Genomic DNA, 12,892 nt, shown 5'->3' on the forward strand with positions numbered 1-12,892 from the left:
TTTTTTTACACGTTAGTTGATTTCATTAGCAGGCGCATTGTTCAGTTCCCATACGATGGTACCCGTATAAGCTCCTTGACGCGCTTTACCTGTTGGAACTTCTAATTTCAAATATTCTTCCAGTGGGATTGCTATTTCGTCTGTTCCTTCAGTTAAAGTCGAATATATTAGCGCTGAATCATTCGCTGTAATGACTTGATCGCGCACCTCATCCGTATAAGTGATACTGTTATCTAAGACAGATGATTGTTCCTCATTCGTTAACTCTACTAACATTTTCGCTGTTAATGACCAACCTGCGTTTTCAATGCCTCGTAAATCGGTAATTTTTAATGGCTTATCTAATTGTTCTACATCATATGTTTGAGACGTATTACTAATCTTATGATCGCCAAAATACAGAGTTGACGGTGACTCGACAATTGTCAATTCACCAGCATTTACTAGTAACTTCGCAACTTCTTCAAAGGCATCAGATTTAAATTCGACTTGATATGTGTCGGCTAAGTTGGTCTTAATATCTGACAAGTTAACCACCTGTACGTTCTGTTCCTCCCAAGTACTAGGATTACCAAACTCATCGGTAACACTCACAAAATGATCTCGTTCTGCTATCCATTCATCTCCGACCATTATTTCATGATCTTTCACCTTAAGACCTAAGGATTCAACCCAATACCAATCTCCCGCCATCGTACTACCATCATACGTTGTAGCTAATTCTTCCGCAGTCAATGGCACAAGGTTAAACTTACCGTCTTCACCTTTTCTTGACCATTTAGCAGCTTCTGTCGGCGGCACTAAGGTATCAAATTTCGTATCAGTATGTGAGACTAATGAGAAATTCGGACCAAGGACCATATGACTCAAGACTAAATCACCAGGTTCCTGACCGTCCTCTAAAGTAGAAATTCCACGTACATCGAACATATTTAACGTATTCGTAACATTACTCAAATCAATATTTTCAATATTTAAACTTTCTAATGATGGGCAATCATGGAACATACGCTCCATTGTTACCACATTACTAGTATCCCAAGTACTGATATCGATGGTTTTTAAATTTTCATTTAATGTAAATACGCCAAACATTTCTGTAACTTTAGATGTATCAAAATGCGTTAAATCTAACGATGTTAGACCTGTACGGGCAAAGGTGCCATGCATATTTTCTAAATTACTTGTGCTCCAACCTTCTAAATTCAATTCAGTTAACGATACACATCCATTGAAAGTATCTTTCATATCAACGACATTTGTAACAATTAAACTAGACAAGTCAAGTTTTGTCAATTCGGTACATTGAAAAAACATAACATTCATATCTTCTAATAGCGGTGTTTCCCATTTCGAAGTGTCTATTTTATTCAAAGAACTACATTTATAAAACATTCCTTGAGCATTTTTCAAAACTGGTAATTGTATGTTTTCAGCTTGAACAATTTCTAAATCCTTACATTCCGCAAACATGTATGATGCATAAGTCAAGTTATTTGCCACAAAACCTGATATATTTATAGAAGTAATACCACTACCCCTGAACATTTCTATCATTGTTTCGACATTTTCAACCTTCCAATTTGAAACATCGACATTTGTTAATGATGAAGTTCCCATAAAAGTGCCAAACATGCTAGTAACTTTTGAGGTGTCCCATCCACTAACATCCAGTAAGGAAAGTGATTCACAACCTTCAAATGTTTGATAAAGAGTGGTGACGTTAGGTGTTTTCCAATTAGATACATCTAACTCCGATAGTTTTTTTGTTCTAGTAAATGTCCATTGTAGTGTTTTAACGTTAGTAGTATCCCAATTTGAAACATCTAGTTCTTCAACTACTTCACATCCATAAAACATTGCTTCCATGTCTGTTACATTATCCGTCACAAAATTACTTACATCAATAACTTTTAGCACCTTACAATTTCTAAACATATATTGCATATCAGTTGCACTAGATGTCACCCAATTGCTGACATCTAATGTAGTCAGAGATGTACAGTCTGAAAAAGTATGATTAAATGTTGTTACATTAGAAACATTCCAGTCAGAAACACCAATTACTTCCAAAGATTCACAGTTTCTAAATGTGCTTGACAAATTCTTTAGTGTAGAATTCACTTTCCAACCACTCAAATCCAACGTCAGCAGATTTTTACAATCTAAAAATGTTTGCGACAGATTTTCGATCGAGTCTAATTGCCAATTACGTAAAATTAATGTTTCAACTCCAGAATCAAAAAACAAGTTAGACATATTTTTGATATTTGACACATCCCAATTACTTAAGTCTAAATGACGTAAACTTCTTGTATAGGCAAACATACCAGATATTGTATCACAATTTAACAAGTCAATGTTTTCTATGCCTTCTATGTCAGTTAAACTGGTAAACCCCATAAATAGAGCTTGTCCTCCGCCTCCAGTTAACGTTAATTTCCCGTCTATTTTAATATTAGTAATTTTTTCTATTTCCACTCCTACTTCTCTAAAGACGCTCATATTCCCACCATTTGATGCAGTCTCATCAATGGTCCCCCCATGAATAACTAATGTAGTACCTTCAACGCTCCAATCAGGCATCAAATTCAACCTTGTATTAGATTTATCAACAAGTGTCGAATTATTACTTTTATCGTTCATATTATCTGTGGAAACAGATTCCTTATCTTCAGAAACACTTGTTTCACTTGTTTCACTTGTTTCACTTGTTTCACTTGTTTCACTTGTTTCACTTGTTTCACTTGTTTCACTTACCAAACTACCATCTACCATCTCCTGGGCAATCTCACTTGTTGGTAGGGTTTCTTCTAACACTTCTGTATTTATTTCATCCGCCTTTAATGGCGTCGCATTTCTTAAAACACTACTACTATATAAACCTAACGAACCTAACGCAATCGTTGTCACACTGACAAACGTTACCGTCTTATTAAATTTTTTATTAGTCAAAAAAATTACCTCCTGTTCTTTAACCAATTACCTTCGTTCTGTAACATCACAACATAACCTGCTTGTCTATCTTACTACAAAGGTTATTGGTGAAACAGTCCATAAATGTTTTGTGATTTAACAAGTTTGAACTGTTATAGTAACTCCTTAACATAACGTTAAGGAGCACTATCCACCTGATTAACTAGCAGGAACGTCACTTAGCGTCCATAGCAAGTTCGTTGTATAAACAGCCGCACGTTTCACCGCACTACCTGGTACATGTAAGTTGACACTCTCATTCAACTTAACCGTTTTTTCAACCACTTCTCCAGTATCATCTCTAAATGACATCGGACCGTCTGTCAACGCACTACTGCTTCCAAAGTAATAGGTGTATGTTCCTGCACCTTGCCCATCAGCAGCGCCCAACACTGTGTATTCTACTCCTGGATCAAAGGTTACCGTCTCCTCCATTAAAGCTAACTCTTTTTCTGAAGCAGTCGTCGCAAACGTTGCTTGTTTAAATGATAATTCAGCACCGTTCAAATCATTATCGCCAGTTTTGAATTGCGCTTCTTGTTTTACTTTTAATGTCCAGCCAGATAACGTCCCACGTTTATCTGTAATCTGCGCATAGTTTGGCACATCCACTAACGCATTATTTTTCACTACTTGTTGCGCTCTAGCAGGGTAATCTTCATTTGTGCTGACAATTTTTTGAACGCCAAAGTATAGATCCGACACGAAATCAATTGATAACGGTCCATCAGTACCTGGTGCTGGCTCTCCCGGATTAGATGGGTCAACATCTGGATCAGTTGGGTCAGTTGGAACAACTGGCTTATCTGGATCTGGTGTTTCAGGGTCAACCGGAGGTGTTGTGCTGTCATCTGGAATAAACTCTACAGAACCCGTTCCTGTTAACGACCCCACATCTGCTGCTTTAACAGTTGTGGCAAGTGTACCTAATACCATTGTGCTTAATAACGTTGCGGTTATAATTTTTTTCATTGGTTATTCTCCTTCTAATTAATGTTTTTATGAGCTAACTAGTTTACTGCTACGGTGTATCCGATAATGTCCATAATAAGTCGGTGGTATATTTTTCTGCTAACTTAGTTGAAGCACCTGGCACTTCTAAACTGATTTCTTTATTTAACTTTGTAATAGCTTCAGGATACGTGCCCTCATCGCCAGTATTAGTTGCCAAGCTATCATTGGTACCAAAGCGAAGAACCCAAGTTCCCATCCCTTTACCATCACTTGCCTGAACGACATCCACTTGTGTTCCAGTTTCCAACGTGAACGACTCGTTCAACACACTAGGAGCTGCCGAGCTGTTTTCAGCTTGTGTGTTCATGTTCCCGTCAGTAAAATGAATTTTAGTGTTAGCTAAAGTTTTAGTCGTTTCTGGTACTGTAAAGTCTTTTAATTGCTTAACTGATAACTTCCAAGTTGCCTGGTCATCGCCACGCACATCTGTTACTTGGACATAATTAGTTGTTAATTCATTATCTGGCCCGTATGGTTGAGCTGCAGCATAGTACGTTTGATTACTAGTCGAGATTTTTTGAAGACCAAAATATAATTTTGAAGCGAAATCTAATGATATTGGACCGGCATTTGGTGTTTCTGGATCTGGTAGATCCGTTCCAGGATTTTCTGGATCAGTTGGATTAATTGGTTTTTCTGGATCTGGTTTGTTTGGATCAACCGGATCCACTACTTCGTTGTTTGGTTCAAATCCAACACCTGCTTCGCTGGACGCTTCCTGTGGTAAGCCTTCAGCACTGACTGCGGGCATTAACCCACCTAATAATAACGTGTTCATTATAATAGTAGAAATAATCGTTGTTTTTTTCATTGCCTATTCTCCTTCTTTTAATAATAGTAGTAAGTTCTTATGATTCATTTGCCGGAATGTCTGATAACGTCCATAAGAAGTCTGTATAATATTGAACTGCATCTCTAGGTGTGGCACCAGGAACAAATAATTGAACGCCTGTATTTAATTGTTCACCATCAACCGTTGTTAAACCTTCCCAACGATCCACCCATGTCCCGACACCTTGGCCAATCGTTGCATCCATCACTAAGTAATCTTCACCTGGTTCAATCGTCACGTCGTGAACAGTCGGTGTTTGACTTTCTAATGTAATATTTGAATCTGCTTTACTATTTGTTAAAGTCACTTTGGCACCGGTTAATTCTTTGTTAATAGTGTCTTCATTTTTAAACGGCGCTAATTGTTTTACTGTTAAACGCCAGCCAGCATTCGTTCCTCGGTTATCGGTAATTTGGACATAGTTTGGACGTGTCGTACTTTCGTCTTTACCCTCTCCATCTGCATTGAAGAAATACTGTGCTTTTGCAAAATACGTTTGATCGATATTGACAATCTCGTGCACCCCAAAATCAAAGCTTGAAGCATAGTCAATTGATAATGGTCCAGTAGTGCCTGGTTCTGGTTTTCCATCAGGGTCCGTTGGGTTCCATGGTTCAACAGGCTTTCCAGGATCCGGTTCATTAGGATCAACCGGTGGAGTCACCGTTGTACTAGGGATAAACTCGACTTCTCCTTTAGCTGGATATGTTTTTTCTTCTTCTGCTAGTGATAGAATAGGGGCTGTAAACAATAATAATGCGATAGGACTCATATATATTTTTTTCATCTTTATAATTCCTCCATTTTTTTTTGTTGTGTTAGCAAGCCTAGACTTAATACTACTAGTAGACTTCCCAACCATAGATAAGATACTTTTGTTTCTCCGGTCTGTGGTAGTACTGGTCTTGAGACGATACCATTCCCATTATTATTGGGTAATTGAGGGCTTGGCGACGCGGTATCTGGACCATTATCTACGGGGTATTCACCCGTAAAACCGACCACGCCACTTGAACCATAACTTTTCTCCTCAGCTTGTACGAGGCTAACTGGTAGCATCAATAACAAACAACCTATGAGGACAAGATAGTATTTCATCATATTCGAGATTGTCTCCTTTCGTCCGATTTTATTATTTTTTCTTCTTAATTAATAAGAAAATAATAATCATAAGTAGTAGTGCTAAAATACCTATTCCAATGTAGATCAACCATTGATCATTGTTCTCTTCTATAGAGACATCGGTTTTATTCAACTCACGCGCTTTTTCAGCTGTGATTTCAAAATCTTGTTCAAATGTCCATTGGTCTTCACCAGAAGAAGCCTCGATATGCATGGTATACTTCCCTGCTTTTAATTTTTCTCCTTCTAATCTCAGTGGATAAGCCATGGTAGTATTTGGCGCCATCTGCATGCCTTCATTCTTCGTTTCATACAATGTTTCGGACTTATCTTTTTCTGTTACCTTGGCTGTTACATTAAATTTATTTAAATACTTAGCAACTGGATTCTGTAGATAACTATTAATAACATTACGAGCATTGACTTGGCTTGGTTCAACCTTTAACAGCTTCAAATCTGAAGCTAAGGTTGTTTCCGTTTGTCTCAACAACAAAGCAATAGAATAGGCAAATTTGTTTTCAATCGCCATCCCTTGTTGATTGTCTTTTTCCTCATCTTTTTCATCTTCATGTTCTCTAAAGGTCAACCCGCCTGCAAGCACGCCATCAAACGTCTTATCTGGTAACTTGATGGTGATTTTGTAATCCACTGTTTGCATGGCTGGAATGGTGACTGTTTCTTCTTTTGAGGTCACAACCTCCTTGAATTGAAGCGGCGCTGTTTCATCGGTGGTGGTATCCGTTACCCCATAATCAACCACTCCGTTAATATTTGTTGTAGCAGGCTCTATAAATGTTGCTACTTTTATCTCTTCGTTTGAATGATTTTTTATTTTTGCTACAATTTCTTGCGTTGTTGAAGGTTGAACTAATAAATCAAAATACGTACTTCCTTCTCTTTGGTTCTCTGGTAAAACAGCTTCCACACTAAATTTTAGCTCTGATGCTTCAATTGTCTCGTTGTATACCATCCCCCATACCAACAATGATAAAATCCCCATGACTATTTTTTTCATCCAAAATTCCTCCCCAACTTCACTTTAAACGTATAATAAATAACAGATATTATACTTACCTAATTTATGATAGCATCTGAATGGTTGTTACAACAACAAATATGAAAGCGATATTAAGATGTTAATATTCTAATAATAAACAACAAAAAAACGAGTGGGATAACCCACTCGTTTTCGTTGCTTTATTATAAATTTGCTGGCGTATTTTTTAATGTCCAAATTAAATCAGTACTATATTTTTGTGTTTTAATAACTGCTTTACCTGGTACTTTTAAATTAACATCTGGATTTAACATTGTTTCTTCAGGAACTACTTCTCCTGCTTCATTTTTCACATAAAGCGTTCCTGCTTCCAATGAATCAGATGACCCCATATAGTAGGTAAATGTTCCAGCACCTTGTCCTTCAGAAGTTCCTAATACCTCAACTTCTTGTCCTGCAGAAAGTGTAGTAGCACCCGTTAGCAGTGATACATCTTTAACATCTGATTTAGTAGCGTAATAAGCATTATTTAATGATAATTGTGCACCTACTAATACGTGAGGCGTTTCTTCACTTGTTTGGAATTCAGTCGCCTGTGTAACAGATAATGTCCAACCCGCTAACGTTCCACGTTTATCAGTCACTTGCGCATAGTTAGGTACATCTGACAATTCACCTGTTTCATCAAATACTCGTTGTGCTCTTGCTGCATAATTTTCAGTTTTACCAGTAATTTTATTCACTCCAAAGTAAAATGATGAAACATAGTCAATTGATAATTCTCCACCTGTACCTGGCTCAACTGGTTTCTCTGGATCTGGATCTGGATCTGTTGGTTCAACAGGAATTACTGGTTTCTCTGGATCTGGATTTTCTGGGTCAACGGGTGGTGTTGGTGTGTCATCAGCTTGGAATTCAACTGATGCATCTTTTGATAACGATACAGGGCCTTCATTATCATCTGCCAAAACGACAGTTGAAACAGTACTTAATAATAATGAACTTAATAATAGAGAGTTAATTAATTTGTTTTTCATTTTTTATCATCCTTTTCTTTTTATAATGTGTTTTCTGTGCTTTCTGTATTTCCTGGTGCATCAGTTAATGACCAAACAAGTTGTGTTGTATAAGCTTGGTTTAATTTAGTTGCTTTACCTGGTACTTCTAAACGAATATCAGTGTTTAAGTTATGGGTTGCTTCATCGTATGCTTCAGTATCCACCGTCACACCCTCTATTTCAACAGTAGCATTAGTTTTATCAACTGGAGTGACTGCTGTTCCAAAACGAGTTACCCATGTCCCAAAGCCTTGATTTTGGCTATTATCTGCGGTGGTAACATTGAAAGACGCCTCTTTTTCTAAGGTAAATGTCTGCAGAACGTGCGGTTTAGCAGAAGTAGTATCTTGTTCTGAATTGGCGTTAACATTTGTGAAAACAATTTTAGCACCTTCTAACTCTTTTGACTGCGCTAGCCCTTCACTATCAGTAATCGGGGTTGTAAAAGCATTAGGTTGACTTACATTCAATTGCCATTTTCCGTCAATTAATCCACGACTATCAGTTACTTGAACATAGTTTGTAGTTTCTAAATATTGACCTGGATTTTCTTTATCTTGATACAATTGAGCGGCTGCAAAATAAGTTTGGTCTTTTGTACTAATTTTTTGATTACCAAAGTACAATTTAGACGCAAAGTCTAAAGATAAAGGTCCTTTGTTTCCGGTAGGTGGTTCAATCGGTTTAGTAGGGTCTGTAGGATCTACCGGATCAATCGGTTTAGTTGGATCGGGGTTTTCTGGATCAACGGGTGGCGTTACTTCACCATCACCAGACTTGAACCCTACACCAGCTTCTGTGTCGATTCCCTGAGAAACCTCTTCAGCAAATACCCCTGTTGAAACTGTTCCTAATACTAACGTGCTTAATAATACTGTTGAAATTACTTTAGTTGCTTTCATTTTATATTCTCCTTTTATTTAAAAATTTTCTTGTTAATTTGCTGGACTATCTGACAATGTCCAGATGAATTCGGTTTTATAGGTAACGGCATCTTTTGGTGTTGAACCTGGAATAAACAGTTGAACACTAGTATTTTTCACTTCGCCAGACGGGATAGTTTCCACTTTACTCCATCTGTTAATCCATGTTTGAGCGCCTGCTCCTTTGTTTGCTTGCATCACGACGAAGCTTTCACCTGGTACAATTGATACATCACCAGACAACGGTGTCTGATCAGTTTGTTCAATATATGAAATGGCTTCGCTATCATTCAATTTCACCTGAGCGCCTATTAATTCACTATTTTTTGTCTCGTCGTTTCTAAACTGATACAATTGTTTGACCGTTAAGCGCCAACCAGTATTCGTGCCACGCATATCAGAAACTTGAACATAGTTAGGGGTGAATATTTTTTTGTTTATCTCACCAACTTGAGTATCAAAATAATACTGTGGGTTAGCATAATAAATTCGGTCTTTATTATCAATTTCGTTCGTTCCAAAATCAAAACTCGAAGCATAATCGATAGATAACGGACCTTGTGTGCCAGGGGCGGGTTTGCCATCTGGACTAGTTGGATCCCATGGGTCAACAGGTTGATCAGGATCAGGGTCTACTGGATCAATTGGAGGTCTAACACTATCACCAGGTATGAATTCTATTTCACCGGTTTTTGAATAGGTGCTTTCTTCAGCGTTCACTTCTAAACTTTCAAACAGAACAAAACTGAAGATAATGAGCATTAAGTTGATTTTTTTCATATCACACCTCCTTCTGTTTATATCTTAAATACCCAAAGAAAGAGATAACAACCAGATTGATGCCCATAAATTGATAAGCATGTGTTTGCTCACCTGTTTGTGGCAAATAATGTGGTTGACCTGTTTGTGGCAAATGATGTGGTTTTTCTTCATCCGGACCATTGTCTACTTGATACTCACCTGTAAACGTTACTTGTCCTTTAGAACCATATTCACTTTCTTCTGCCTTCACCGAGGGTGCTAATATCATAAACAACATTAAGGCTAATGTAAGCTTGTTAATGTATTTCATTGTTTCTCATCCCCCTTGTTTAGTCGTTATTTTTTTTCTTTTTAGCAAGCAGAACAATAATAATGATCATTAACAACGCTAGAACAGCAATTCCTATGTAGATGTATAACATTGAGTTATCTTCTTCAATTGACACGTCTTTTTTGTTTAGTTCACGTGCTTTTTCAGCTGTGATTTCGAAGTCTTTTTCCAACTCCCATTTATCCTCACCTGACGTTGCTGTTATATGCATCGTATATTTACCAGGTTGCAATTTTTCGCCCTCAAGTCTAATTGGATAAGCCATTGTCGTATTTGGAGCCATTTGCATCGATTGATTAGACGTTTCGTAGATGACTTCGGTCTTATCTTTTTTAGTTACCTTTGCTTCAACATTTAACTGGTTCAAATATTTTGCGACAGGATTTTGTAAATCTGAGTAAATAACATTTCGAGCATTTAATTGATCTACACGAACATCAAGTAATTTCAAATCAGAAGCTAAAGATGTTTCATTTTGTCTAACTAATAACGCCACTGAATAAGCAAATTTATTCTCAATAGCCATCCCTTGTTCTTCAGATTCATTTGCTTTACTATCATCATCAACTTCTTTAAAAGTCAATCCTCCAGCTATTACACCATCAAACGCTATATCTGGCATCGTAATCTTAACTTTGTAGTCATATGTTTGATTGGCTTTAATTTTGACTGTTTCTTTATCAGCCTTAGCAATCTCTTTGATAGTTATAGGTGCTGTATCATCGACGTTTGTTTCCGTCTTACTGTAGTCCACTACACCGTTAACATTTGTAGTTGCTGGTTCTACCGTTGCCTCTACCTCTATTTCTTTATCGGTGTGATTACGTATTTTGGTAACGATCTCTTGTTCTTGATTTGGTTCCATTATCAAATCGAAATAAGTACTACCTTCTCTTTGATTTTCTGGTAATATAGTATCAACACTAAAATTCAGTTCTGAGGCTTTCACCATTTGACTGCCCATGACAGCTGAACTAAATAATGCAACAATTAATAAAAAAGTTTTTTTCACTAATTTCATCTCTCCTTTAAAATTAATTCGCAAGTTTTTCATTCGCAAAAGATTGTCGGTAAGAACTAAAAAATTATGTGACTTCTAACAAGTCACCTTTAGTCCTATACCATCTTAACTAAAAATAACGAAGAGTAACAGTTCAAAAAAAATGTTTTTATAAATGTTTTTGAACTGTTGGACTTTTTTATGATTTTATGTTTTACTTTTAAATGTTGATATTACAGTGATTAAGGGGGTTCATATGCTATTACCTAGCCGTACGCAAAAATTTGTAGATTTAATTAATGAAACACATATTCAAGCTGTATCTATTGATTATCTACTAAAAAAATATAAAATTTCTTTTCCCACGTTAGAACGCTTTGTCAATGAACTAGATAAAATTATCTATCCATCCTATTTTATTTTAACAACTAAAGAATTATCCTTATGCTTATCTCGACACCATTCTTCAGATTCATGTATTGCCAAAATTTTGCAAAATTCCTTTGAATATAATTTGTTAATTAAAATTTTTTTTAATGAAACTTATACCATTTCATCATTATCTGAAGCTTTATTTGTGAGTGAGTCGACCGTTAAACGAACCATGAAAGATATTAATCTGAATCTAACTCCTCTTAACTTCAAAATATCCACAAAACCTTTACGGGTAAACGGAGATGAGACCAAACTTCGACATTTTTTCATTATTATTATTAAGGAGATGTATGGTCTAGAGAATTTACCGTTCAAGAAAGAAGATTTAGATTTTATTAAAGATTTTTATAAACAATTTCATAGTATATTTGGATTGCCTTATTCTCAACAAGATCTACTTAACTATCAATTATTTTCGTTAGTCGCTCTTCAAAGAGAATTGAACGGGCATACTATTTCGACACCTTCTAAAATAGTAGAAGAAAGAAAAGCACTGATCGATTCTATTTCTTTGGATTATCCTAATGTTGAGAGTAATCACTATAAAGGAGTTCCTTTATGTAAAATTTTTTATTTTTTATTATCTGATGGCTTCTATACACCAATCAAAGCATTAAATTCTACCGATTCTTTTACTAATCAAATACATAATTTTATTGAGGAAATTGAATATATTTTTTTATACTCTTATTCAGAAGAAAACAAAAATATAATAACAAAAAAAATACATGAAATAGTTTTTGGTTATCTCTCTATGCCAGACCACTATCATACTGCAAATAATTATTATGAAAAGTTTTTTTATCACAATGATTTTTTTATAGAAAAGATGAATAGTATCTTTAAATTGATTTTTGAAAAGAATTTCCCAAATGCTTCCCAAAATAGTATGTATATGCTATTTTTTACAATGATTGTTGAAACAGATCAACTACTATCAAGCTTTATGAAAAATATAGAACCTACAAAAATATTGATTTATTTTAATTTTGATCCCACATTTAATCTGTATATCAAAAATAAACTTGAATTAACATTATCCGGTAAAAACGAAATTAGTATATTAACAGGAGAACATTCATTCGAAAACATTGATGTATTTTTTAGAAATTATGATATTATCATAACTAATCACTTTTTTGATGATTTTCCTTCATTCGAAAATATTATTACTGTCTCACACTTCTTGTCAAAAACAGACAACGAAAAAATCAAACAAATGAACGATAAAATAACAAAAGAAAAATTTAATCGCATGTCCGATGAGATGTATGAACGAGCAAACGAACTAATCAAACCTCTATAATGATCATTTAATAATTAAGTATTACATTAATCGTAAAAAGATATCCAATATTTCTGATTAACTCAGTATATTGGATATCTTTTTATTCAAAAAATTAAATATCAGACTATTGTATTACCTCATTTAAGACTAAAGA

12 protein-coding genes are annotated in these 12,892 nt (G+C 35.6%); 1 reads left to right on the plus strand and 11 read right to left on the minus strand.

Going from position 1 to position 12,892, the window contains the following annotated elements:
* Nucleotides 1-12: 12 nt before the first annotated feature.
* The 11 genes from FA707_RS06920 to FA707_RS06970 form a co-directional block, all read right to left on the minus strand.
* Nucleotides 13-2,955, minus strand: a complete 2,943-nt coding sequence (locus tag FA707_RS06920; protein WP_168177367.1) for a BspA family leucine-rich repeat surface protein — start codon at nt 2,953-2,955, stop codon at nt 13-15.
* Between the two features lie 180 nt (nt 2,956-3,135).
* Complete coding sequence (locus FA707_RS06925) at nt 3,136-3,948, minus strand: WxL domain-containing protein (RefSeq protein ID WP_136953126.1); 813 nt, start codon at nt 3,946-3,948, stop codon at nt 3,136-3,138.
* A 49-nt stretch (nt 3,949-3,997) separates the two neighbouring features.
* Nucleotides 3,998-4,801, minus strand: a complete 804-nt coding sequence (locus FA707_RS06930; protein ID WP_136953125.1) for a WxL domain-containing protein — start codon at nt 4,799-4,801, stop codon at nt 3,998-4,000.
* A 37-nt stretch (nt 4,802-4,838) separates the two neighbouring features.
* A complete protein-coding gene (locus FA707_RS06935; protein WP_136953124.1) occupies nt 4,839-5,609 on the minus strand; it encodes a WxL domain-containing protein in 771 nt (256 codons plus the stop codon).
* A 2-nt stretch (nt 5,610-5,611) separates the two neighbouring features.
* Nucleotides 5,612-5,923, minus strand: coding sequence for an EF2685/EF0750 family sortase-dependent surface protein (locus FA707_RS06940; protein ID WP_136953123.1), 312 nt, complete (start codon nt 5,921-5,923; stop codon nt 5,612-5,614).
* Nucleotides 5,924-5,954: 31 nt separating this feature from the next.
* Nucleotides 5,955-6,959 carry a WxLIP family cell surface protein gene (locus FA707_RS06945; protein WP_136953122.1) on the minus strand — a complete coding sequence of 335 codons (1,005 nt, stop codon included), beginning with the start codon at nt 6,957-6,959 and terminating at the stop codon, nt 5,955-5,957.
* 185 nt (nt 6,960-7,144) lie between these two features.
* Nucleotides 7,145-7,978: a WxL domain-containing protein gene (locus tag FA707_RS06950; protein WP_136953121.1), complete on the minus strand. Its 834-nt coding sequence runs from the start codon at nt 7,976-7,978 to the stop codon at nt 7,145-7,147.
* A gap of 20 nt (nt 7,979-7,998) precedes the next feature.
* Complete coding sequence (locus FA707_RS06955) at nt 7,999-8,901, minus strand: WxL domain-containing protein (RefSeq protein WP_136953120.1); 903 nt, start codon at nt 8,899-8,901, stop codon at nt 7,999-8,001.
* A 33-nt stretch (nt 8,902-8,934) separates the two neighbouring features.
* Nucleotides 8,935-9,702: a WxL domain-containing protein gene (locus FA707_RS06960; RefSeq protein WP_246032310.1), complete on the minus strand. Its 768-nt coding sequence runs from the start codon at nt 9,700-9,702 to the stop codon at nt 8,935-8,937.
* Nucleotide 9,703: 1 nt separating this feature from the next.
* Nucleotides 9,704-9,994, minus strand: a complete 291-nt coding sequence (locus FA707_RS06965; RefSeq protein ID WP_136953119.1) for an LPXTG cell wall anchor domain-containing protein — start codon at nt 9,992-9,994, stop codon at nt 9,704-9,706.
* A 19-nt stretch (nt 9,995-10,013) separates the two neighbouring features.
* A complete protein-coding gene (locus tag FA707_RS06970) occupies nt 10,014-11,036 on the minus strand; it encodes a WxLIP family cell surface protein (RefSeq protein WP_168177368.1) in 1,023 nt (340 codons plus the stop codon).
* Between the two features lie 235 nt (nt 11,037-11,271).
* Between FA707_RS06970 and FA707_RS06975 the strand changes: the two genes are divergently transcribed.
* Nucleotides 11,272-12,756 (plus strand): AcpB/EbpR/MafR family transcriptional regulator, encoded by a 1,485-nt coding sequence (locus FA707_RS06975; protein WP_136953546.1) that lies wholly within the window; start codon nt 11,272-11,274, stop codon nt 12,754-12,756.
* The last annotated feature ends 136 nt before the right edge of the window (nt 12,757-12,892 follow it).

The sequence above is a fragment of the Vagococcus zengguangii genome (genome assembly GCF_005145005.1).
Lineage (GTDB): Bacteria > Bacillota > Bacilli > Lactobacillales > Vagococcaceae > Vagococcus_A > Vagococcus_A zengguangii.

Bases quoted from the DNA above. Each gene is read 5' to 3' on its own strand.
- FA707_RS06925 (WP_136953126.1), bottom strand. From the start codon at position 3,948: ATGAAAAAAATTATAACCGCAACGTTATTAAGCACAATGGTATTAGGT.
- FA707_RS06930 (WP_136953125.1), bottom strand. From the start codon at position 4,801: ATGAAAAAAACAACGATTATTTCTACTATTATAATGAACACGTTATTA.
- FA707_RS06935 (WP_136953124.1), bottom strand. From the start codon at position 5,609: ATGAAAAAAATATATATGAGTCCTATCGCATTATTATTGTTTACAGCC.
- FA707_RS06940 (WP_136953123.1), bottom strand. From the start codon at position 5,923: ATGATGAAATACTATCTTGTCCTCATAGGTTGTTTGTTATTGATGCTA.
- FA707_RS06945 (WP_136953122.1), bottom strand. From the start codon at position 6,959: ATGAAAAAAATAGTCATGGGGATTTTATCATTGTTGGTATGGGGGATG.
- FA707_RS06950 (WP_136953121.1), bottom strand. From the start codon at position 7,978: ATGAAAAACAAATTAATTAACTCTCTATTATTAAGTTCATTATTATTA.
- FA707_RS06955 (WP_136953120.1), bottom strand. From the start codon at position 8,901: ATGAAAGCAACTAAAGTAATTTCAACAGTATTATTAAGCACGTTAGTA.
- FA707_RS06960 (WP_246032310.1), bottom strand. From the start codon at position 9,702: ATGAAAAAAATCAACTTAATGCTCATTATCTTCAGTTTTGTTCTGTTT.
- FA707_RS06965 (WP_136953119.1), bottom strand. From the start codon at position 9,994: ATGAAATACATTAACAAGCTTACATTAGCCTTAATGTTGTTTATGATA.
- FA707_RS06970 (WP_168177368.1), bottom strand. From the start codon at position 11,036: ATGAAATTAGTGAAAAAAACTTTTTTATTAATTGTTGCATTATTTAGT.
- FA707_RS06975 (WP_136953546.1), top strand. From the start codon at position 11,272: ATGCTATTACCTAGCCGTACGCAAAAATTTGTAGATTTAATTAATGAA.